Origin of the sequence: Clostridium algifaecis, from assembly GCF_017874415.1 — a bacterium.
In the GTDB taxonomy this organism is placed as follows: Bacteria; Bacillota; Clostridia; order Clostridiales; family Clostridiaceae; genus Clostridium_B; species Clostridium_B algifaecis.
Genome location: NZ_JAGGLM010000002.1, coordinates 117,030 through 141,227, shown reverse-complemented (window position 1 = coordinate 141,227; position 24,198 = coordinate 117,030). Strand labels below are relative to the sequence as shown.

The 24,198-nt window shown below is 29.2% G+C and carries 20 protein-coding genes and 2 pseudogenes; 10 read left to right on the top strand and 12 right to left on the bottom strand.

Translation table 11 applies throughout. From position 1 onward, the window contains the following. Positions 1-66 precede the first annotated feature (66 nt). Positions 67-993 (bottom strand): AEC family transporter, encoded by a 927-nt coding sequence (locus J2Z42_RS03280; RefSeq protein WP_209700940.1) that lies wholly within the window; start codon positions 991-993, stop codon positions 67-69. 171 nt (positions 994-1,164) lie between these two features. Here J2Z42_RS03280 and J2Z42_RS03275 point away from each other — a divergent pair, with 171 nt between their 5' ends. From J2Z42_RS03275 to J2Z42_RS03270, 3 genes are all read left to right on the top strand, one after another. Beyond that, the gene (locus J2Z42_RS03275; protein WP_209700939.1) at positions 1,165-1,719 is read left to right on the top strand and encodes a helix-turn-helix domain-containing protein; all 555 of its coding nucleotides are present in this window, start codon (positions 1,165-1,167) and stop codon (positions 1,717-1,719) included. A 139-nt stretch (positions 1,720-1,858) separates the two neighbouring features. After that, on the top strand, positions 1,859-1,984 hold the full coding sequence (locus J2Z42_RS14615) for a hypothetical protein (protein ID WP_281063519.1): 126 nt from the start codon (positions 1,859-1,861) through the stop codon (positions 1,982-1,984). Positions 1,985-2,111: 127 nt separating this feature from the next. After that, positions 2,112-2,342 carry a hypothetical protein gene (locus tag J2Z42_RS03270; protein WP_209700938.1) on the top strand — a complete coding sequence of 77 codons (231 nt, stop codon included), beginning with the start codon at positions 2,112-2,114 and terminating at the stop codon, positions 2,340-2,342. Between the two features lie 31 nt (positions 2,343-2,373). Here the strand turns inward: J2Z42_RS03270 and hcp are convergent, their stop codons facing one another. The 3 genes and pseudogenes from hcp to J2Z42_RS03255 all read right to left on the bottom strand — a co-directional run. Further along, on the bottom strand, positions 2,374-4,026 hold the full coding sequence (gene hcp, locus J2Z42_RS03265; RefSeq protein WP_209700937.1) for a hydroxylamine reductase: 1,653 nt from the start codon (positions 4,024-4,026) through the stop codon (positions 2,374-2,376). Between the two features lie 309 nt (positions 4,027-4,335). Continuing rightward, positions 4,336-6,048 carry a methyl-accepting chemotaxis protein gene (locus J2Z42_RS03260; protein ID WP_209700936.1) on the bottom strand — a complete coding sequence of 571 codons (1,713 nt, stop codon included), beginning with the start codon at positions 6,046-6,048 and terminating at the stop codon, positions 4,336-4,338. Between the two features lie 85 nt (positions 6,049-6,133). Beyond that, positions 6,134-6,466, bottom strand: a pseudogene (locus J2Z42_RS03255) (EAL domain-containing protein); the annotation flags it as partial. A 601-nt stretch (positions 6,467-7,067) separates the two neighbouring features. On the opposite strand from J2Z42_RS03255, the gene J2Z42_RS03250 reads away from it, so the two are divergent. The 6 genes and pseudogenes from J2Z42_RS03250 (at position 7,068) to J2Z42_RS03225 (ending at position 11,127) form a co-directional block, all read left to right on the top strand. Further along, positions 7,068-7,667, top strand: a complete 600-nt coding sequence (locus J2Z42_RS03250; protein WP_209700935.1) for a tyrosine-type recombinase/integrase — start codon at positions 7,068-7,070, stop codon at positions 7,665-7,667. Between the two features lie 90 nt (positions 7,668-7,757). Next, positions 7,758-7,970 (top strand): annotated as a pseudogene (locus tag J2Z42_RS03245) (DUF3189 family protein); the annotation flags it as partial. 220 nt (positions 7,971-8,190) lie between these two features. After that, on the top strand, positions 8,191-9,210 hold the full coding sequence (locus J2Z42_RS03240; protein WP_209700934.1) for a 2-hydroxyacyl-CoA dehydratase family protein: 1,020 nt from the start codon (positions 8,191-8,193) through the stop codon (positions 9,208-9,210). Beyond that, positions 9,207-9,971, top strand: coding sequence for an acyl-CoA dehydratase activase (locus J2Z42_RS03235; protein WP_209700933.1), 765 nt, complete (start codon positions 9,207-9,209; stop codon positions 9,969-9,971). Before J2Z42_RS03240 ends, J2Z42_RS03235 begins: the two co-directional genes overlap by 4 nt. After that, positions 9,968-10,651: a 7-cyano-7-deazaguanine synthase QueC gene (gene queC, locus J2Z42_RS03230; RefSeq protein WP_209700932.1), complete on the top strand. Its 684-nt coding sequence runs from the start codon at positions 9,968-9,970 to the stop codon at positions 10,649-10,651. Before J2Z42_RS03235 ends, queC begins: the two co-directional genes overlap by 4 nt. Further along, on the top strand, positions 10,648-11,127 hold the full coding sequence (locus tag J2Z42_RS03225) for a QueT transporter family protein (RefSeq protein ID WP_209700931.1): 480 nt from the start codon (positions 10,648-10,650) through the stop codon (positions 11,125-11,127). The genes queC and J2Z42_RS03225 overlap by 4 nt, the downstream gene beginning before the upstream one ends. Positions 11,128-11,140: 13 nt before the next feature. Here J2Z42_RS03225 and J2Z42_RS03220 read toward each other — a convergent pair whose 3' ends face one another. The 7 genes from J2Z42_RS03220 to J2Z42_RS03190 all read right to left on the bottom strand — a co-directional run bounded on the left by J2Z42_RS03220 (position 11,141) and on the right by J2Z42_RS03190 (position 22,193). Continuing rightward, the gene (locus J2Z42_RS03220; protein WP_209700930.1) at positions 11,141-14,635 is read right to left on the bottom strand and encodes an SbcC/MukB-like Walker B domain-containing protein; all 3,495 of its coding nucleotides are present in this window, start codon (positions 14,633-14,635) and stop codon (positions 11,141-11,143) included. Continuing rightward, a complete protein-coding gene (locus tag J2Z42_RS03215; RefSeq protein ID WP_209700929.1) occupies positions 14,622-15,845 on the bottom strand; it encodes an exonuclease SbcCD subunit D in 1,224 nt (407 codons plus the stop codon). The genes J2Z42_RS03220 and J2Z42_RS03215 overlap by 14 nt, the downstream gene beginning before the upstream one ends. Before the next feature lie 89 nt (positions 15,846-15,934). Then, entirely contained in the window at positions 15,935-17,665 is a 1,731-nt protein-coding gene (locus J2Z42_RS03210; protein ID WP_209700928.1) for a penicillin-binding transpeptidase domain-containing protein, read from the bottom strand. A gap of 232 nt (positions 17,666-17,897) precedes the next feature. Continuing rightward, positions 17,898-19,772: a molecular chaperone HtpG gene (htpG, locus tag J2Z42_RS03205; RefSeq protein WP_209700927.1), complete on the bottom strand. Its 1,875-nt coding sequence runs from the start codon at positions 19,770-19,772 to the stop codon at positions 17,898-17,900. A 324-nt stretch (positions 19,773-20,096) separates the two neighbouring features. Next, complete coding sequence (locus tag J2Z42_RS03200) at positions 20,097-21,077, bottom strand: D-isomer specific 2-hydroxyacid dehydrogenase family protein (RefSeq protein ID WP_209700926.1); 981 nt, start codon at positions 21,075-21,077, stop codon at positions 20,097-20,099. A gap of 156 nt (positions 21,078-21,233) precedes the next feature. Then, complete coding sequence (locus J2Z42_RS03195; RefSeq protein WP_209700925.1) at positions 21,234-21,428, bottom strand: alpha/beta-type small acid-soluble spore protein; 195 nt, start codon at positions 21,426-21,428, stop codon at positions 21,234-21,236. Positions 21,429-21,596: 168 nt separating this feature from the next. Then, positions 21,597-22,193 carry a TraR/DksA C4-type zinc finger protein gene (locus tag J2Z42_RS03190; RefSeq protein ID WP_209700924.1) on the bottom strand — a complete coding sequence of 199 codons (597 nt, stop codon included), beginning with the start codon at positions 22,191-22,193 and terminating at the stop codon, positions 21,597-21,599. 177 nt (positions 22,194-22,370) lie between these two features. On the opposite strand from J2Z42_RS03190, the gene J2Z42_RS03185 reads away from it, so the two are divergent. Continuing rightward, on the top strand, positions 22,371-23,048 hold the full coding sequence (locus J2Z42_RS03185; protein WP_209700923.1) for a hypothetical protein: 678 nt from the start codon (positions 22,371-22,373) through the stop codon (positions 23,046-23,048). Positions 23,049-23,179: 131 nt separating this feature from the next. Here the strand turns inward: J2Z42_RS03185 and J2Z42_RS03180 are convergent, their stop codons facing one another. Continuing rightward, a complete protein-coding gene (locus J2Z42_RS03180; RefSeq protein WP_209700922.1) occupies positions 23,180-24,112 on the bottom strand; it encodes a ketopantoate reductase family protein in 933 nt (310 codons plus the stop codon). Between the last annotated feature and the right edge of the window lie 86 nt (positions 24,113-24,198).

Genomic DNA, 24,198 nt, shown 5'->3' with positions numbered 1-24,198 from the left:
TAAATTTAGTACATTTTTATTGACTTAGATCCAAAATTGTTAAATTAAACATGAAAGTTGTAAATATCATTTATAAAAAACTATTAGCTGTATTATTGACATAATAAAAGGTATAGTAATTATAGATAAAACTGTAGTTAAAAAAGCACATTTTGAAGCATTGATTTTATCCCCATTATATTTCTCGGCAAATACCCCTATTAAACTTGCAGTTGGCATTGCTACTAAAATTGCGCATATATACAGAAGAGTTTTATTACTGCCTAAACTCTTTAATATAAAAGAAACTAGAAGTGGAGCGACTATAAGTTTTACAAAATTTAAATAGTAAATATCAATACCCTTAAACACATCTTTTAATTTAACATCTGCAAGCATAACTCCTATTATAAACATTGAAATTGGAGTTGTCATATTTCCTATACTTTCTATAGTTTTAAGTAATGGTGATGGGAGTTTTATAGAGAAAATAAATATTATGATACCTAAAGCAGTACACATAAGAGGCATGTTTATAAGATTTTTCTTTATACTTTTTATGTCACTTTTACCTGTAAAAAGTATAACTCCATAAGAAAACATAAAAATATTAAAAGGAATTGTAAAAATTGCCGTATAAAATACTCCTATATTTCCAAACATACCTTGGACTAAAGGAAATCCTACAAAACCACAATTTGAAAATACTGTTGCAAATTTAAATACACTTTTCTTAGAATTTTCAAATTTAAAATATAATAATTTACTTAAAATTATTAAAAAAATATGTATTCCAACAGAATATAAAAATATTGTAATGCCTTCTTTTAACATATCCATTGAAAACTTAAAATTAAAAGAATATAGAATCATAAAGGGTAATGTTACATTCATCAATATATTTGAAAGCCCCTTATTAACTTCATCTGTAACTATTTTTGTTTTTCTTAAAACAACCCCTACCATAATCATGAGTGTTAATATAACGATCTGATTTATAATAGTAATATTCAAAATATTACCTCCTTTTATTAAATTCCTTATTTAAATTTATAATATTGACATTAATTACTAATATGTTATAATGCATGCAGGTATATTATAGTATATAGTGTACATCTTATACATTATAATATATATTGCACAAAATGTACATTATAGTATTTAATGAAAAGGAGAATTTTTATGGAAGATTTAAATTCATTAATTGCCACTAATTTTAAAAAAATTCGTGAAGATAGAAAATTAAGTCTTGACAAAGTATCAGAATTGACAGGAATAAGCAAAAGCTTGCTTGGACAAATTGAAAGAGGAAAATCAAATCCTACAGTTACAACAGTAAGTAAAATTGCATACGGGTTAAAAATTCAAGTTGCTAAACTTATTACAACACAAAAGGCAAATACTACTGTTATGCATAAAGTTAATATTAAACCTCTTACAGAAGATGATGGTAAATATAAGCTTTATCCTTTTTTTCCATATGAAGACGGTAGATGTTTTGAACTTTACACATTAGAAATTGAAAAAGGTGGTTACTTAAAAGCTGATCCTCATATAGATAATACTGAAGAGTTTTTAACTATATTCCGAGGTGAAATTACAATAAAAGTAAACGACGAAAAGTATATAATAAAAGATGGCGATTCTATTAGATTTAAAGCTGACAAACCACATAGTTATCGTAATACAGGCTGTACTCTTGCTGAAATAGATCTAATAGTTTATCGTCATGCATAATGATCAGTAACTACACAGTAATTTACCATTGCACATCAAACAATATAGTAAATGTATATGATTATGAAATCACATCCAATTGAGATAACAAAAACATTTAAATAATTATATTTTATTAAGAATAGGTGGGTTCTATTAAATGACAGATAATTTTGAAAGGAATATAGATTTAAAACTAATTTTATCAATTATTGCAACAGGACTTATGTCCTTTACTGGAGTTGTCATTGAAACGTCAATGAATAATTCATTTGTCTATTTTTAAATTTAAGCCATTCACTTTTAGTGTTTTCGTCATAAGCCTGATTCAATTTATATGTTTAGGTTTTGGTTTTTTAATTCCAAATTATTCTCAATTGGTATCAGGTAAAAGTCCGCTTATTGCAGGCTGCTTGTTACTACCCGGTTGCTTAATCGGGGCTTTTCTAGCACCTGTAAGCGGACGTATATTAAATATCCTAGGTGCTAAGAAACCTATTCTCTTTGGAAATACTTGTATAATTGTTGCTGCATTTTCTTATAGTATACTGGCAATTTTAGCATTGATTTGTTCTCTTTATGTGTTCCATTATTCTAATCATCAATTTAACAATATAACACCAGAAGAATCCATTGAAGCTTAAGATATAAGACACCAAATGATCTTTATATTCATTAGTTCATTTGTTTAAGTGAGCTCTTTAAATCATCCTCTGGTGTACTTATAGGTCTTATGTTAAATGTGTCTACTAGATATTGCAATACATTTGGAGATATAAAAGCTGGCAGACTTGGTCCTAAGTATATTCCTTTTATTCCAAGTGATAAGAGTGCTAATAAATCAGCAACAGCCTTCTGTTCATACCAAGAAAGTACAATAGTAAGTGGTAATGAATTAACATCTGTTTCAAATGCATCTGCCAGTGCCGTAGCTATTCTAACTGCTGAATAGGCATCATTACATTGTCCTACGTCTAATAACCTTGGCAATCCAGCTACTGTTCCAAAATCTAATTTGTTAAATCTGTACTTACCACAAGCTAAAGTAAGAATTATACAATCTTGTGGAACCATTTTAGCAAAATCAGTGTAGTAGCTTCTTCCTGGTCTTGCACCATCACAACCTCCTATCAAGAAGAAATGTCTTATCTTTCCTTCTTTAACCGCCTTTACTATAGCTTCAGCATGTGATAACGTTGCATTATGTCCAAAGCCAACTAGTATTTCTTTTTCTTCTTCATCTTCTTTAAAGCCGCCTAATTCTAATGCTTTATTTATTATTTCACTGAAATCCTTAGTTCCATCTTCTAAAGTATCTATATGTTTTACTCCGTCCCAACCTACAACACTTGTTGAAAATATTCTATCTTTATATGTTTCTCTTGGTCTCATTAAACAGTTAGTAGTCATTAAAATACATCCTGGAATTCCATCAAATTCTTTTTGTTGATTTTGCCATGCAGAACCAAAGTTACCTACTAAATGTTTGTATTTTTTTAATTCTGGATATCCATGCGACGGCAACATTTCTCCATGAGTATAAATATTAATTCCTTTACCTTCTGTTTGCTGAAGAAGCATTTCTAAATCCTTCAAATCATGACCAGATACTATAATAAATGGACCTTTTTTAATATTAACATTTACCTTATGAGGTGAAGGATTTTTATAAGTAGTAGTATTAGCTTCATCTAAAGTTTGCATTACCTGTACAGCCATATCCCCTACTCTCATAGTCATACGTATCATATCTTCAAGAGTTAATTTGTCATCTGTGGTAGCCTCAAGTCCTAAGAAATAAATATTATCTACTTGTTCATTATTATATCCAAGAAACCGTGCCTGATGACCATAAGCACTTATGCCTTTTAATCCATATAATATAGTTGATCTTAGAGAACGAATATCAGCGTCAAGCTTTTGATCATACATAATACCTGCTTTTACTGAATCCTTTAGCATAGTTTCTTTAGTATCGCTTAGATTATATGTAGCTGCTTCTGTATATTCTCCTTCAGGTGCCTGGTCCCTTAAAATTTCTTTTATTTTTTGTGATTCCTTTAATAATCTTACATGAACCTGAGCATCAAAATTTACATTTGTTAATGTTGTAAACAGAGCATTTTCTACAAATTTTACTATTTCTTTATCAATGATTTTTCCTTTTTCAATAAGAGGCTTTGCATAGCAAGAGATTCCTTTTAGCTGATATATTAATAAATCTTGTAAGTTTGCAATTTCAGGCGTCTTTCCACAAACCCCACTTTTTGTGCAGCCTTTGCCCCCAGCTGTTTGTTCACATTGGTAACAAAACATTGAATTTTCCATTTATATCTCTCCTCCATAATAAAAATATAATAAAAACAACTTTTATTATTGTATTAGTGTTTCCACTCTCTACGTAAATTATAAATATATTTTTATCAATTGTTAGAATTGCAGATGTTCATTCATATTTTCAAGGAAATTAATGTTAAAAAATAATGATATTAAATATAATGTTCGGTATATTCCACTTGGAATGGCATTTGGGATATCTTCAGAGGGCTTCATCAACAGTTCTTGTTTTTGTAAATTTTCTTAACTGTCTATTGAAGCCCTATAATGCATTTAATGTAGATTTACTTAATTACTAAATTATAACTTAAATTTGTGTACCATTTCGTTAAGCTTTTGTGCAAGTTCTGACTGACTTTGTGCAGTTAAGGCTACTTGTCCTATTGCTTTTGTTGTTTCATCTACGCTTGTTTTTATTATTTCTGCGTGTTCTGAAGATTTCTGTGAAACTCCAGACATATTCTGTACTGCTTCGCTTACTTGAGCAATTGTGGCAGTAAGTTCTTCTGACATTGATGCTATTTCTTGTGACATACTGCTTACAAAGTCTGAATCACTATAGTATTGATTTCCCATATTTCCAAAGTCCTCAAACTGTTGGTGTACATTTTCATTTATAAACTTTAATACATCATTACCATTTTCAGAAAGGTTTTTAAAAGCATTATTTACTTTATCAATGGTGTCCTGTATACCTGTAACTGCCTGAGCAGATTGTTCTGCTAGCTTTCGTACTTCTTCTGCAACTACTGCAAATCCTTTTCCATGTTCACCTGCTCTTGCAGCTTCTATCGCTGCATTAAGGGCAAGAAGATTTGTCTGATCAGCTATACTTGCAATGGTGTTTGCCATTACGCCTATATCTTTTACTACTTTTCCATCCTCAATAGCTTTTAACATTTTTTCTCTTTTGTCCTTATATAAATTTTGTGTTTTATCTATAGCAACTTTCCCATTATTTTGTACATCTGTGGCTCTTTCTTTAGATTTATTTGCATTATTGCTTCCTTCCATAGCTTTTCCGGATAGTTCATTAATACTGGAATCTACTTCTTCTATAGACGCAGTTATTTCTTCGGATGATGCACTTGTTTCCATAATTCCAGATGTTATGTTTGTTACTGAACTGTCTATTTGTTGAACTTTTGCTGTAAGTTCTTCAGAAGTTGCAGAAAGTTCTTCACTTGATGCACTCATATCCTGTGAATTTTCAGTAATTAACTTAACTAAATTATTTACGTTTTTTAGTGATGCATTTAAAGCATTTCCTGTTCGTCCAAATTCATCTTTTCTTGTTAAAGTTATTGGTAATGAAAAATCAAATTTTTCAAGTCTTTCTGCTAAAGATTGTATTTTCAATAATGGATCAATTATATCTTTTGATATAATTAATCCAAGTCCAATTGCAATTAATAACCCTACTATTATTAATATTATCATAATCCTATGTGAACCCATATATATTGAATGATTATCTATATTAAATGTTTTTGCACTATCAAGATTTAAATTAATTAGTTTATCAAGACTTTGAAATGTTGCATCTCTTACAGCAGGTATTTTCTGATATTGATTAACTGCTTCATTAAAGTTTCCAGCATCACCAAATTTAATAACATTATCTCTTAAAGTTCTGTATTGCTCAAGCTGATTTTTGAATGTTGACCATATTTGTTTTTCTGTATCTGTCATAGTTATTTTTTCATAATCTATGATATATTTATTACTTTCATCTTTGTTTACTTGAATATCTTTTTCTAAGTCAGCTTTTTTAGAATTATCCCTTACATAAGCCAACTGTAGCAGATCACTTTTAGCTTCTGTTAAATTTTGTCTCATATCTGTCAACTCATAAATAATCTGTAATTTATTGCTGTACATTTCTTCAGAATTTGTATCTACAGTTTTTAATGACAGTATACCAATAGCACCAACTATACCAATTAATATAGCCACAATAATAAAAGATACAATTAATTTTATCCTAACTTTTATGTTTTTTAAAAAACCCATTATAATTTCCCCCTCATATATTTTAAAAAGCAATTAATTTTTTGTTTTTAAAACTCCATAAGCCTTTCTTGTATTCCTTCAACACTTAACTAATTTTCAAAATTTCGCCTTGACTTTTTAATAAGTTTTCAATTTCGTTTTCTGGAAGAGGTTTACTAAAATAATAACCTTGAATTATATTGCATCCCAATCCAGTAAGTAAATCCATTTGTTCTTTTGTTTCTACACCTTCAGTAATTATTTTATATTTTAAAGATTTTGATAAATGCACTATACTGTTAATTACAGCTTTATTTTTATCACTTTTAATATTATCAATAAATGATTTATCTATTTTCAATGTGTTAACTGGCAAAGTAATTAAATAGTTTAGAGAAGAATATCCCGTTCCAAAGTCATCTAGTGCAATATTTACACCACTAATGAACATCTGATCTTTATTTATATTCCATTCCCAAACTCCAACATTATCCATACTAAATACACGTTTATATATCCTGTCAGTTTCTATTTTCTTTAAATTATATTTGTTTTTTCTATACACGTTACCCTCCCTTTTTGCATTAAAAAATAATAATTTCTATCTTACTATTTTGTTTTTCAAATAAACCATTAAACACCTACCTCATATCTTTTATAAATGTATCTTACCAATATGTCTTAATTAGTTTTTATCCCATCTAACAGTAATTTTGTATTGCTTGATTTTACATCCTCTTACTTACTTATTTATATAATATAAGAATTTTAAATTGTTATTTTGACTTTACATAAAGATAATTATATAGTTGTTAAGACAAAATAAATATTTTGTACAGTTAAATAGGAATATATTCATAAATAATTCCATTTAATATACAAATTTTTATAATATATAGGAGAATAATATATATAAAATTTTTCATTACGACTTTATATTACAATTTATTATGCAGTATTTTCATATTATGCTATTTGTAGTATACTAAAATTGTACAAAATATTTATTTTGTACAATTTTTTATTTAGGGAGATTAACTATGGGAAAAAACGATGAAAATAGAATTAAATATTTAACTCAATCCGAAACGAAAAATCTTTTTAATGCAATAAAGAAATCTTATACTTCTCATTCTCTTAGAGATCTGGCGATTTTTAGAATTGCTTATAGATGTGGTTTAAGAGTTTCAGAAATTCCTTTAATAAAACTTCAAGATTATAATATTTCAAAAGGTGAACTATATTGTAAAAGACTTAAAGGAAGCAATAACAATACTTTAAGATTGGATTATAAAACAAAAACAGTTTTAGACAAATACATAGCTCAAAATAATATAACTTCAACTTCAGAAATATTATTTAAAAGCCAAAAGAATGCCCCTATTTCTAGACAAACCTTAAATTATTTAATGAAAAAATATTGTTCACTTGCAGGTATCGAAGATGAATCAAAACATCATTTTCATACTATTAAACATACAACTGCCGTTCATCTTGCAGAATCGGATATGGATATAAAAGAACTCCAATGGTGGTTAGGACATAAAGATGTCTCAAATACAGAAATATATTTTCAGTTTACAACCAAACAGCAGGAAAAAATGTATCAAAAGTTAGATGAAAAAAGCGAAATGGTATAAATATTATTACTTTGAGTTTTAATTATACTTTTTATAATATAGACCATACTATGAATGTACTTACAAAAGTTTAAGGAGGCCTAAAATAATATGATAGTTATATACCATGATGTGGGAGGAGCCCATTCCACAGCAGTTGCAGCTAATATACACATTAACAAGTTGCCGATTAATAAAATACCTAGTAAATCTGAACTACTTAACTTGCCAACTTTTGATAAAATTGAAAAAAATCAAATTGGAAGATTAATATATATTGGTAAAGATGAATTTAATGCTAGAGTATATACTTTAGATGCGAAATCTCTGTTTTTTTATTAAAGTCCTTGATTTTAAACACTTTATAGTATACAATAAGGCATGTAAAACTACATAAGACAGTTCGTAACCATCCTGTCTATATAAACAAAACTATGGATTAACTATAGATTATATAGTTTGCTAATTATAAGGGTGGAGGTTTCTCTGCCCTTTTTTATATGCTTCTATATTAAAACTTAATTAGAAATAAAGTGAGGTCATAATGAAAAATAAAACTGTAGGAATAACTACTACTATCCCCTGCGAAGTTTTAATTGCTGCCGGATATAATGTAGTTGATTTAAATAATATTTTTGTAACTTCAGAAAATTATAAAAAGTTTATTGACATAGCAGAAACAGAAGGATTTCCCAAAAGCTGCTGTGCATGGCAAAAGGGGATTTTTGGAGCATGTATTGATAAAAATTTCAAAGAAATTGTAGGTGTTACTGAAGGTGATTGTTCCAATACTAAAGCTTTGGAAGAAGTTCTGGATATGAAGGGTATTAAAATATATCCTTTTAGTTTCCCTCAGAGTCATAACATTCAAGATATAAAGTTATCCATTGATAATTTTATGAATACTTTTAATGTCTCTTTTGATAAAGTTGAAAAAGTTAGACAAAGAATAAACAAAATAAGATGTCTTGTAAAGTATTTAGATGAGCTTACTTATAAAGAAAACAAGGTTTCTGGCTTTGAAAACCATCTGTACCAGGTAAGTTCAAGTGATTTTAATGGTGACATTTATAAATTTGAAAGTGATATTAAAAATAAAATTGAAGAAGTAAAAAAGAGAGAGCCTTTTACCCAACAATTAAGGCTTGGTTTTATAGGTGTGCCTCCAATGCCCTGTGATATATATGACTATGTTGAAAAATTTAATGCCCGTTTCGTTTATAATGAAGTTCAAAGAGAATTTGCATTTCCAAGAGCTTTACAGGCAAAAAACATTTATGAGCAGTACTATGACTATACTTACCCATATGACATAAAATTTAGGCTTAAGGAAATAAAAAAGCAGATTAAAGAAAGAAAAATAGATGCTTTGATTCATTACACTCAAGCATTCTGTCATAGACAAATTGAGGATATAGTTATAAAAAATGAATTAAATATACCTGTATTAAATATAGAGGGCGATAGGTTGAACTTTTTAGATGCCCGAACAAAAATAAGATTGGAAGCATTTCTTGATATGCTGCAGGATCTAATTATCATGAATAAGCAGGTGACATTATGAGAAGACTTGGCATCGATTTAGGCAGTAGAGAAGTAAAAATAGCTTTAATGGAAAATGGGAAAATTGTATTTAAAAATAAAATAAGCACAATGAGTTTTTATAGAGATTTCTGTAGTTATGATGGCAAAATGATAGTAAACCTTAAAAAATTAAACATTAAAAATATAGATTCATCAGTTTCAACAGGATATGGTAGAAATAATATAAATCTAAAATTATTTAAACCCATAAATGAAATAAAAGCACATGTTTATGGAGCAATTTTTCAAACAGGTTTAAAAAATTTTATACTTCTTGATATAGGTGGACAAGATATTAAAGTAGTTAAAGTAGAAAAAGGATTAATAGTTGATCTTGAACTTAACGAAAAATGTGCGGCTTCCAGTGGAAGATATCTTGAAAATATGGCAAACATATTGGAGGTTCCTCTAGATAAATTATTCACATTTTATAAAAATCCCGTAGAATTAAATTCTACCTGTGCAGTTTTCTCCGAATCAGAATTGATTGGTAAAATAGCAGAGGGAATTGAAATTGAAAGGCTATGTGCAGGTGTTAATTATTCACTTTACAAAAGAATCAAACCATTTTTAACTAGATTTCACGGGAAAAATCTTATTTTATCAGGTGGAGTTGCTGGAAATGAAGCTATAAACAATTATTTAAAGGATGATTACGAAAAAATAATAGTTTTAAAGGATGCCCAATTTAATGGAGCATTAGGATGTTGTTATTACGCTGAAAGGATGGATTTAAAATGAAAAAAGCAGTAGTTTTATTGTCAGGTGGACTTGACTCCACCACGACTTTGTATTTAGCCAAAAGTCAGGGTTATGAAGTTTATGCTCTGAGCTTTAACTATGGTCAAAGGCATAAAAAAGAAATTGAATGTGCCAGAAATGCAGCAAAAAGTGCAGGCGCAGCTAATTTTATCCTTGTAAATACAAATATGGATGCCTGGGGTGGTTCTGCACTTACAGATAAAAATATAAATGTACCTGAATCAAACACTAACTATGAAAAAATACCTGTTACTTATGTTCCTGCAAGAAATATGATATTTTTATCTTACGCAGCTTCCTATGCAGAGGCAATAGGAGCTCAAGACATATTCATAGGTGTAAGTGAAGTTGATTACTCAGGATATGTGGATTGCAGACATGAATTTATAGATTCTATGGAAAAAGCAATAAATTTAGGAACTGTATGTGCTGTAGAAGATGGAAAGAAAATAAAGATACATGCACCATTTATCAACATGGCAAAATCAGAAGAAATTAAACTTGGTATGAAATTACATGTAGATTATGGCAAAACATGGACATGTTATAAAGGTGGAGAACTTCCTTGCGGAGTTTGTGACAGCTGCAAATTAAGGCTAAAAGCATTCAAAGAAGCCGGATATGTAGACCCATTAAAATATGAAGGAGAAAATAAATGATGGTTAAAAAAAATTTGTCAAATGTAAATAAAATTGCTATTTCCGGTATTGTTATAGCAATGTATGTTATAATAATGTATTTTACACAGAGCTTTGCTTTTATGCAATTTCAGATAAGAATAGCAACAGCCCTATATTCTTTATCCGCTATTTTTCCATTTCTTATTATACCAATGGGAATAAGCAATCTCATTAGTAATACTCTAATGGGCGGACTTGGAATTCCCGATATGGTCGGAGGAGCACTTGTAGGTATGATAACTTCATTTTTAGTATATTTAATAAGTAAATATAAATTAAATGATTGGTTTATCGTTATTCCAATTATCTTAATACCTGGATTTGGAGTACCAATATGGTTATCCTACCTTCTCCATATTAAATACATCATACTTGCCTCTAGTCTATCAATAGGACAGATAATTCCAGCTATTGTAGGCGTGTTATTGGTTAAACAGCTCAGAAAATTCTATTAAAAAATAATACGTTTTAGCTTCTCTCTATATTTACATGGCTTCCACCTACTCCAGCTTCCGCAGGCGTTACTATAAGTTTTACAGGTACTCTGTTTTTAATAGACTCTAAATGGCTTATTATACCTATAGAAAGTCTCTTATTTTGAATTTTTTCTAGAGAATCCATTACAATTTCAAGAAGGTTATCGTCAAGTGTACCAAAACCTTCATCCAGGAAAAATAATTCCAGGGGAGCAGTCCCCTTCAATTGTATCTGAGCTGATAGTGCTAAAGCTAGCGCAAGAGATGTTATAAAAGTTTCTCCACCAGATAAAGTGGATGCATCTCTTTCAGCTCCTCCATTTTTATAGTCCCTAATTATAAATTTTCCATCTTCATCTACTTCCAACCCATAATTTCCACAGGTAATCTCCTTGAGTTTTTTATCTGCTTCTATAGATATATACTTAAGCTGATTTAGAGCTACAAATTCTACAAATTTTTTTCCTTTAAATAATTTTTCAAGATCATCCAAAAGGCTTAATTTATGATCTGATTTTTCCTTCTGTTTTAAAATTTCTTTTAACTCAAGCATTTTTTTACTCATATCCAAAACTTCTTTTTCTAGCTCTATTTTATCCTTTTTAAACTTTTCCAGAGATTCTTTATTATCTTCTGTAGTGCTCTGCATTTTAAGCCATCTTTCTTCACTCAAATATCTATTTCCTATTTTATTGCTCAGATTTTCTATTGCTCCAGTTATTTTGAAAACAGTATTTTTGTAGTCCTCTACTTTAAGCTTTAATTCATAAATATGATTTTTATCCATATAACTTTTTCTGGCTTCATCTATATCCTTAATATTTTCCTCTGACAATGCTTTAATTAATTTTTCTTTGTCTTCTATATATCTTTCCTTTAGGCTGACTAAATTACTCTGTGCTGCTATTATATCCCTATTACATTTATTATATCTGTCTTGTATTTCCTTGCTTTCATTTTCAGCTGTCTCATATTCCTTTTCAATTTTTTCTATATAGCCCGATATTTCTTTTTTAAAATCCTCTAAGTTTTCTCTATTACAAGCTTTACTTTTTATGCTTTGTTTCTTTTCCTCTATATTCTTATTTTTTTCAATTAAAACAGCTTTATTCTTACTCAAATTTTCCCTTAACTCTGACGCCATGCTGTTCAAATTTTCTTTATTTTTTTGTTTTAGTTCTAATTGACATCTTAATTTTTTTAAACTACTTTCAATTGCTGCTTTTTCTCTCTCTTTTTCAATGATTTCCTCATTTTTCTTTATAAAATCTTCAATATCAAGCTCTTCTTTTAATATAAAAAGTTCGTTATTTGTTTTCTCAAATTCAAATTTTATTTTTTCGAAGTCCTGCTTAAGCTTTTTTAACTGCCTGCTTCCTTCTACTTTACTTGTAGTTGCTTTGCTGTATTCAATTTCTAAATCATTCTTATCTTGAGTTAAAGCTTTGATCTTATTTTCCAAATCCGATTTTGTACTATTGAATTTGTTTATATCCAGTTTCAAATTTGCAAATTCATCTTCAATACTCTTTAATGAATTAGTTTTAAAATCATCACCCAACTCATTTAATTTTTGAACATTTTCAGCCTCATCCCTTTTACTGTTTTTAACACTAATTTCTATTCTTATTATTTCATCATTTAGTTTTTTATATTTTTGAGTTTCATCATCTATAATGAGTTTTAATTTTTCTGAATCCACCTGTCTTATAATTTCTATGTTTTCTATATTATGATGAATTGCCCCACACACAGGACATGGTTCTCCATCTACAAGAGAATTTCTTAAAACCTGTGCTAAATGTTCTTTTTGAAGTTTACTTATCTCTTTATTTAAATCCTCTATTTTCTGATTTAAAATCAATTTTTCATTTTTTCTATCTTTAAGTTCACTATTGAAGTTCTCTATCTCTGTTCTATCTTTATTTAAAGCACTGCTATAATCCTTATATTTTTTCCATTTGTCCTTTAATACCGTAAGCTTTTGCTGTAAATCTAAAAGTGAATTTTCATCCCCAGGACACTCATCTATTAATTTACTTAACGAATCTTTTTTGACATCTATAACTCCAGATCTTTCATCTATTTTTTTTGATAATACTTCGCTTTTCTCTTCTGAATTTTCAATACTCGACTTTACTGCTTCCATATTCTTGTCTGCATCATTTTTCTGCTTCATAAGACTTTCAAAGCTATTTGAAAGTAGCATTCCTCTATTAACTTTTTTCTTATATTCTTCTGATATTTTTAAAGCTTCCACTTTTTTATCTTTAACATTTATTTTACTGTTTATCTCATCAATACTTATTTCAATATTTTTAAAATCCTCGTTATTATTTTGGAGGCTTTTTTCTAATGCAGCAGTACTTTTCTCAATAACTTTCTTATCATCAATTAATTTGTTTAATACTAATTCTTCTTTTATTGCCTCCAAAACTTTTTGTTCTTTTATCTTTAATTCAGGTAATTCTCTGTCATTTTTACTTTTTGCATCATTTAATAAATTGTCTAATTTGTCCTTATTTTTATTTATAATCTCTATATTATCATTTAAACTTGAAAGCTCCTTTTCAACAACTTTAATCTTTAAAAGTGTATTCTCATATCCTTCAATATATGGTTTTAGCTTAAGTGAACTTTCTCCTAAAGATACTTTTTTCTGGATTTTTATTATAGAATCTTCATTTTTCTTAAGTTCTTCCTGTTTAAGTAATTGTTCTTTCAGGTCATTTTGAAGATTCCTTAATTCTCTACATTTATTAAACTCAATTTCTAAATCAGAAAGTTTCTTTTTGCATTTATCATAATTTTCATTTATCTCTTCAAGCGCTTTTTTCTTCTCATCTAAAATTTCTTCACTTATATTTTCATAACCTTTTAGCTCACCTTGAAGTAAATTTGACTTTTCCCTTTCTCTTTTAATTTCTCCTGCTAACTTAAAAGAAAGTTCATCTCCATACTTTCGAAGATTGAAAAGCCTCTCAAGCATGGTTCTCCTGTCTTTTCCCTCGAGCTTTAAAAATTCACTGAACTTTCCCTGAGGTAGGACTACTGTTCTTGTAAAGTCTTCAAGTTTAAGCCCAATTATCTCCTCACACTTTTCAGTTACATTCCTTGAGCCTTCTTCAAGTATATCTTCAGCATCATTTGTAATGTCTGTTATTTTAGCTGATTTACTTCTAACACTTCCAGTTTTATTATCCCTTTTGAATTCCCTTTCTGCCCTATACCTTTTTATCTCTTTTCCAGATATCTGAAACTCAAAACTCACATTCAAAGTTTTGCAGTTAGTATTCATATAATTTGAACTTTTCCTTGCCACTTCTCCATATAGCGATAGAGTAATCCCGTCCAATATAGTGGATTTACCACTTCCCGTAGGTCCAAATATACCAAATAATCCTCTATCAGTTAATTGTTCAAAATCTATCTGCTGTGGCTCTATAAAACTGTTTAGTCCTTTTATCTTAAGTTTAATTGGTTTCATTTTCTCCATCATCTCCATTCACAACAGATAATAACAAGTCTACTAGTTCTCTCTCAGGGTTCATACCTCTTTCTTTTAAGTAAAATTCTTTAAAGATTTCATCAAAGGATTTATTTGAAAAATTATTTATATCTATATCCTCATTATTTTTGTCTTTAATTTTAGGCATAATTTCCAGTATATCTTTTTTGGCAGCTTTCATTTTCTTTATATCTTCTTCACCTATATAAGTATCAGTTTCTATTTCTAAGTATACCCAGCAATCTTTATCCTTGTTCTCAATGCATTTTTCTATAGCAGCCTGAATGCTTTTACACCTCCATACTTCTATTGGCTTATACGTTTTAAACTCAACCTCTTGAACCTTGCATTTTTCTCCCACTTTTAAATCTACAATAAAGCACTTCTTTTTAAAATTTATCTCTTTTTTGTTGTATTCAAGTGGTGATCCTGAATACCTGGCTCTTTTATCTGTTCCTGGTACTATCTGAGGCTTATGTATATGTCCAAGAGCTATATACTGAGCTTTTTTGGGGAAACAGCTGCTATCAACTATAAAGCTTCCTCCAAGCTGAGAATTTTTATCGATACCTGTATCTTCATTTCCCATGGTAAATAGATGCGAAACAAGAATATTTATTGTATCATCTCTATAATTTTTACTCAAATTATCAAATAGCTTCTTTATCCTTTCACTATATGACTTAATTCTAGCTGAATCCTCATCCATTTCTCCATACAATACCTCATTCAATCTTTTCTCACTTGGATATGGAACTGTTATAATTACTGCTCTTTCTCCGTTTATTTGAAGTTCAATGAAACCCTCTCCCGAATTTATAACTCTATGTTTTCCGTATTTGCCTACAGGTACTATTGACTTTGGAGTACCAACCATTATGATTCCATGTTCCATTGCCAGAGGTCCTGCTGCTACCAATCTATCTGGGTTGTCATGATTTCCTGCTATAACAACAGTTATTCTATCACCATCTGATGATAATTTTTTAAGTGTATCATAAAACATTTTTTCGGCTCTGGCCGGCGGATTAGCTCCATCATATATATCACCTGCAATAATTGTCATATCTATATTATTCTTTGAAACAATATCTACAAAATCATTGAGGAAAGCTTCTTGCTCGTCCATGCGGCTGTGGCCTTCCAAATTTTTGCCTAAATGCCAGTCAGAAGTGTGTAAAATTCTCATTTATTTACCTCCACAAATTAAACTACAGTATTTAATTAATTATAACACAAGCCGGTGACAGCTTTAATATCACCGGCTTGCAGTAAAAGTCATTTATTCATAAAATCAGTGTGATTATATATTTCATCAAAAAGTTCTTTAGCTACTGGTGCTGAGGTTTGTGATGCATAATAATTTGAAGAATCAGGTTCATCTATAGACACAATAAGTGTAACCTTTGGGTCTTCATATGGGGCCATTCCTGCAAAAGACGAAACATACTTGCCGGGTTCATATCCGCCACCATCTGGATTTGCTTTCTGTGCAGTACCTGTTTTACCAGCAATATCATAACCTTTAATATAAGCATTTTTACCTACACCATCTGAAACAACTTTTTCAAGATAACCCCTTAAATTTTTTGTCATATTCTCATCCATTATCCTTTTTTTACTAAAGTCATTAAATTTACTATCCTCTATAAATTTGTTATCTTTGTCCATATGACCAACTTCACTCATGATATGCGGTCTTATCCACATACCTCCATTTGCTATTGCATTAAAGGCTGTCATATATTGAATCTGAGTGGTAGCTATTCCTTGTCCAAAAGCAGTATTTGAAAGATCTACATTCCCTACAGATTTCACATCTTTAACTATTCCAGATGCTTCTCCCGGAAGATCTATGCCTGTCTTACTTCCAAATCCAAATTTATTTATATAACTATAAAGATTTTCTTTCCCAATTTTAAGTCCAAGCTGGGCAAATCCCACATTATTTGAAGTCTTGAGAATATCAACAAAACTCAGCATTCCATGGCTGGCTTTGTCCCAATTATATATTTTTGTGCCATTAATTGTTATACTGTCATTACAAAGGAAATATTGATTTTCATCAGAAGTTTTAGTTTCAAGCGCTATTTCTGAAGTTATCGCCTTAAATATTGATCCAGGTTCAAAAGTTCCCTGTATTGCTTTATTATACCATTTATCATTCAAATTATTTGCAGAATTAGAACTTTTAGCTGATTTATTTGTCATGGCAAGTATCTCACCATTTTTGGGATTCATTACTGTAATTGTTACAGATTTAGCATTATTGTTTTTAAGAGCTTTTTCCGCTTCTTTCTCAACAAAGAGCTGCAAATTTGCATCTATAGTTAAAGCCAGATCTTTTCCATCTACAGGCTTTGTATACACAGATTGCTGATAAGGAAGATCTGATCTCTTGCTGTCCACCTGTGATATATTTAAACCAGGTGTACCTGTAAGTATCTTATCATAGCTGAGCTCAACACCACTTACTCCTTTTCCATCAGAATCAGTATAGCCTAGAACCTGAGATAAAAAACTTCCATTTACATAATATCTTTTAGTATCCGGTGAAATTATTATTCCATTAATGCCTAGTTTTTCTACTTTATTTTTCTGATCATTCGATATTCCCCTTTCAAGCACTTTGTATGAATCACTGGTTTTTATTATTTTATCGATACTTTCTATATTCATTCCAATTATGCCGGAAAGTTTACTTTCAACATCATCCATAGTAAGTTTTTTCGTTTTTATAGATTGCTTTAATGTTTTCAAATCGATATCAATTCTATAATCATTTTCATTAGTTACAAGTTGATTATAATTTCTATCAACAATTTGTCCCCTAACAGGCTTTATCAAAGTTTTATCTGTCCATTGTTTTTCAGCCAAAAGCCTGAGCCAGTCACCTTGAGCTATGGCAATATAAGATAATCTGCCAATAATTACAATTAGTACTATTAAAAATATAAAAAATATAGCAAGCAGCCTATTCCTCGACGAAAAACTTTTCTTTTTACTCAACTTTTACTCTCTCCTCTAATCGTTTAAGCTTCATAATTAAATTTTACCCTCTAGTGAATTATAATCGGTATTTTTATATAATTCAATTCTTTTTGCAATTTTATATTTTATCTTCTTTCATTGCCTTAAGAATTTCTTTACACTATTTTAAAAAATCAGTAAAATTATTGTATAATTTGGAATTACATATAAAAAACTGCCGTCCTAAGCTAGTGCGGCAGTTCATGATATTTTATTTAATCAAACAGCTTACATCATTTGCAAATTGTACAGGGTCATCTACTGGAAGTCCCTCAATTAAAAGTGCCTCATTATAAAGCAAATTTGAGAACATTTTTAACTTATCTTTATCCTCTGCAAATGCTTTTTTAATAGCACCAAACATTTGATGATTCGTGTTTATCTCCAAAATTTTATCAGCTTTTATGTCTTTATTATCCGGCATCATCTTAAGTACTTTCTCCATTTCAATAGACAGATCACCATCATTTGCAAGGCAAACAGGATGATTCTTAAGTCTTTTTGATGCCCTTACTTCTTTAACCTTACCCTTTAAAGCTTCTTTCATAAAATCAAATAATTCTTTGTTTTCTTCTGTTTCCTTCTTGTCTTCTTTCTCATCGGATTCAAAGCCTAAATCCTTGCTTGAAACTGATTTAAATTCCTTTTCATTGTATTTCATAAGCATTTTAATTGCAAATTCATCAACATCATCATTAAAGTACAATATTTCAAAACCTTTGTCTTTAACTACTTCAGTCTGTGGTAATTTTTCTATTCTTTCTATGCTTTCACCTGTTGCATAATATATGAACTTTTGGTCTTCTTTCATACGTGAAACATATTCGCCAAGACTTACGAGCTTTTTCTCCGTTGATGAATAGAACATAAGTAAATCCTGCAGAACATCTTTGTTGCTGCCAAAATCAGAATAAACACCATATTTAAGCTGTCTTCCAAAGTTCTTATAAAACTCAATATATTTATCTCTATCATTTTTAAGCATTAGCAGAAGTTCACTTTTTATTTTTTCCTTTATTTTCTTTGCAATAAATTTAAGCTGTCTGTCATGCTGTAAAAGTTCCCTTGAAATATTAAGTGAAAGATCAGCTGAGTCAACCAAGCCCTGTACAAAGCTAAAATAATCTGGAAGTAAATCAGCACACTTTTCCATTATAAGTACTCCATTTGAATAAAGTTCAAGACCCTTTTGAAATTCTTTTGTATAAAAATCATAAGGTGCCTTGGCAGGAATGAAGAGTAAAGTATTGTAGCTTACTACTCCTTCAACTTTTGAATGAATTACTTTAAGTGGTTTTTCATATCCAAAATGTTTATCCATATAGAATTGGTTATAATCCTCAGGTTTTAATTCATTCTTGTTTTTTCTCCAAATTGGTACCATACTATTTAAAGTCTCATCTTCAAAATAGTCTTCGTATTCGTCCTTGCTTCCTTCCTTTAATTTGCTTTTCTTTACAAGCATTTTAATTGGATATTTTATAAAATCAGAGTATTTTTTTATTAAGGATCTTATTTTATATTCATCCAAAAATTCATCATATTTTTCATCATCAGTACTTTCTTTAATTTTTAATATAATTTCAGTTCCTGTGTTCTCTTTCTCACAAGGTTCTATGCTGTAACCTTCTACACCTTTTGACTCCCATTTATATGCCTCATCTGAATTTACAGCACGACTTTTCACAGTTACTAAATCTGATACCATAAAGGCAGAATAAAAGCCAACTCCGAATTGGCCTATAATATCCACTCCATCTTTTGCTTCATTTTCATTTTTAAATGCAAATGATCCGCTTTTTGCAATAATACCAAGATTGTTTTCAAGTTCATCTTTTGTCATGCCTATACCTGTATCATTAATTGTAAGTGTTCTTTTTTCTTTATCTGCAGTAATTCTAATATAAAAATCATCTTTGTTGAAACTAACATTTTCATCGACAAGCGAACGATAATAACTCTTGTCAATTGCGTCGCTTGCATTTGATATAAGCTCTCTTAAAAATATTTCTTTATTTGTGTAAATTGAATTAATCATTAAATTAAGTAATCTCTTCGATTCTGCTTTAAACTCTTTTGTAGCCATTTTTACCATTTCCTTTCTTCAATAATTCAATATTATAGTATGTTTTAATAAAACCACTTCAATAAAACCACAGCCAGCATTATAATTGACGTGGTTACTCAAGAATCATTTTTATTAGCACTTATATTACTTGAGTGCTAACTTTATTTTAGCAATTATTTCATCTTTGTCAATATGTTTTTCATTTTTTATTCTTCAACACTTTTACAGCATTATTTATCTCCTCAGATATAATAAAAATATACCTTCTTTTAATAACTATCTATAAATATTAAAGGATATATATCCTTGTTATACGATACATATCCTTCAAAAAAAACTTGCTTATTTAACTTCCCATGGATTTTCTTTACCCTCACTAAATAAAATGCAGCTTAGAATAGAATGTTCTACCATATCGCTTACAGCCTGATCTGTATAAAAAGCTGTATGTGGTGTTACAATTACATTAGGATAAGATTTTAAAATTGCCAAATCTCTATTGTCTAATATCTGACATTTTAAATCATTATAATAAATATTTGATTCCTTTTCAATAACATCTAGTGCTGCTCCACCTATTTTCTTCTGCTCAATGCCCTCAATAAAATCATCAGTATTAATAAGAGTACCTCTAGCTGTATTGATAATAAATACACCATTTTTCATAATTGCTATGGAATTCTTATTAATTATATGATAATTATCTTTTGTTGCAGGTACATGCATCGTAATGATATCACTATTTTTAAAAAGTTTTTCAAGAGGAACATACTCAACGTATTTCTTCATTTCTTTATTTTCATATAAATCATAAGCTAATATTTTGCAGCCAAATCCACTTAAATGTTCAATCACTGTTTGTCCAATTCTTCCCGTACCAATAACTCCTACAGTTAAATTTTGTAATTCTTTTCCCTGAACACCTTTTAAAGAATAATCCTGTACATTACTTCGTTCTATAATAGCTTTCATTTTTCGTGTTACCATAAGAATCATCATAATTGTATAGTTGGCTACACTATTTGGTGAGTAAGTTACATTTCCTACATGAATACCTAACTCCCTTGCTTTTTTTATGTCTATATGATCATACCCTATAGTTCTAGTCGATATAAATTTTACTCCAACTTCATGAAATTTTTCCATTAATTCAGCATTAATTTTAGTTGTAATAATGCTAATGCAATCAAATCCTTTTGATAAATCTGCATTTTCCATAGTTGGTGCATCATTACATAATTTAATTTCTACTTGATACTTTTTGCTGAATTCTTTAAAATATTCAGTTTCATCCGATCTATAACTATACACTAAAATTTTCATTAATCACTAATTCCCCTTTGTATCTTTTAAATTTATTATACCATATATTATATTTACTATATTATTGTTATCATATAATTACTTTATATAAATCAAACTCATAATAAAAAATCTGCACTCTTAATTAAGGTGCAGATTTTTTATTACATATCTACTCTACTTTAAATTTTGTTCATAGGCTTCAATCATTTTCTTAACCATATTTCCACCTACAGAACCAGCTTCTCTAGAAGTTAAATCTCCATTATAGCCTTCTTTTAAGTTTACTCCAACTTCTCTAGCTGACTCCATTTTAAACTGATTTAATGCTGCTTTGGCTTGTGGAACTACTGGTTTATTACTGTATGCCATAATAATCACTCCTTTTTATAGTAATCTTTACTGCTTACGATTAAAGTTTATGCATTATTGTAAAAATTACTCCAAGTAATTAAATGAATATTTGTCAACACCTATAAAATTTCCGTTAAATTATACTTATTGCTAAAACATGCTATTAGAATCTGAGTCTTCATTACTTTATGGCAATTGATTTTTATATTGATTATTGCTTATTCCTTCTATTGGATCAGAATATTCTTCATCTTCATCTATATATTCTTCAACTATATTTTTCCTTCTATTGAATTTTTCAACTGACTGATAACTGTCATCAAAGTCCAAACCAGCTTGACTGTCATATCTATGTTCCATAGTATTTTTAAGAACACTTTCTTCTGTAGATCTATTTTTTCTCTCTTCAGGTTTTAAATTATCAATGCTTTCTTGACAATCAATACAGTATTCCGCATATGGAACATATTTCAACCTTTCTATATCTATTTCTTTCCCACATTTTTTGCATATTCCATAAGTACCATCCTCTATACTTTTTAACGCATCGTCTATTTTTTCTATAATAATTCTTTCATTCTTTTGAAAAGCCATTCCTCTTTCCTTATCATATATGCTGCTAGCATTATCTGCTGGATGATTGTCATAAAAAGATAATTCCCCGGACATTTCAGAATTAGATTTTATTGTTTCATTCTTCTCCATTTGCTCCAATAAATTAAATACTTTATCTCTTTTTAATTTTAATTTGTCTTTAAAATTTTCTAATATCCTATCATCCATCTTATAGAACCGCCTCCTATTTATATTTCAGCATATATATATTTTAACTAAAAAAGCATTGTTTATTCTACAATCATAATGTTATATTTTACATTTTATTTCAAAAATTTTAAGGTAATTTTAAGGAATTATTTATATAATAAAAAAAATATAACAAAATTTGGAGAGGTGAAATTAATGAATACTATAACTAACAATCAGGATACAATTACCTGGTATGAAAAACTTATAAAAGCTCAAGAACAAGCTAGAATTCAACGAAATAGTCAGCAGGAACAAACTTCTACAACAGCAGTTAACAGTCAATCTCAGAATTTTAATACTATCCAATCAACACAAAATACAATTGATAACAAAATAACTGATTCTTTGGACAGTCTTGTATCTGCCGGAACAATCACGAAGGATCAGGAAAGTGCTATACAAACGGCTTTTCAATCTGCTTTTCAGTTCAATAAGTCAAATACAGGAACATATAACAAAGTAACTAATCCACTTGATAGTCTTGTATCTGCCGGAACAATTACAAAAGATCAGGAGACCGCTGTAAAAAATGCTTTAAAACCTTCAAAGCAACCAAGGCCACCAAAAGATGCGGCTGATGATTTAAGCACTGCACTTGACAGCCTCGTATCTGCTGGAACAATTACAAAAGATCAAGAAGATACCATTAAAACATCGATACAATCTGCTTTTCAATCAAGTAAATCTCAAGAAAATTCAAATCAAGAAAACCAAGATAACGGATTAAAAGATATTTTGGATACTTTAGTATCTGCCGGTACAATTACTCAAGAACAGGAAGATACTATACAAAATAGTTTTCAATCTAATCTTGAGCTTCAATTTGAATAATATACAATAATTTATAAATAAATATAACTATTTTTAACAACATATTAAAGACCCCTTCATATTAAATAATACTTAATGTGGAGGGGTTTTTATTTTATATGATTAATAAAATCATTATATAAAACTAAGGATTAATATAAAGTTTCTATTACTTTAATAATATTGTACAATGTAGCATTTATTGGTGTCGCTACATTATATTTTTTGCCAAGCTTTACTACCGCACCACCAAATATATCAATTTCTGTTTTTCTTCTAGCCTGTACATCCTGAAACATAGATGTTTTTACAATAGGTGATAGCTTGTTTAAAATTTTCATCCAATCATTCATGTCCTGTTCATCAAGATTAACTTCTGCTTTTTTTGATATCAAGATAACTTCCCGCATAGCACCTTCCATAATTTCACGTGCAGCACTTTGATCCTGAAATACTCTATAATTTGCTTTTAGAACAGCAGAAGTTTGATTTACGCCAACATTTACCATCAACTTCCACCATAACATTTTAATCATATCTTTTGGAACTTGATATTTTATTTTTGCTCTATCAAAAAAATCCTGTGCTGCTAAAACTTTTTCCGAAATCACATCATTATTTTTTTCTCCAAAGTAAATGCATCCAATATTTTCAAATGTCTTAAACATCACTTCATTGTTTTCTCTAACTGCACCTACTCCTACTGAAATTGAATACAGAACTTTTTCCATTCCATATACTTTACCAATTATTTCTTCGCTTGTAATACCATTTAATAAAGACAATATAATCGTATCTTTTCCAACATGATTTTTTACTTGCTGTATGGCTTCATCCAAATGATCAAACTTAACAGAAAAAATCAATAAATCAGCAACTTCACATTTTTCATCTGGATCTACAACATGATAAAAATATTTTTTCCCATTTATTATAAACCCATCTTTTTTATATCTTTCAGCTCTTTCACCTTCTGCTATTATTCTTATATTTACATCATCAATATTATTTGAAATTTCACTTACATATGCGCAACCTATTGCACCCATTCCAATAATTGATACATTCTTTATTTTTTTAACCATTATAGTAATGTCTCCCTTCAAGTAATAAATTAATAATATAATAATACCATCATGAAATTACTAATTCAATAATAATATATAATATT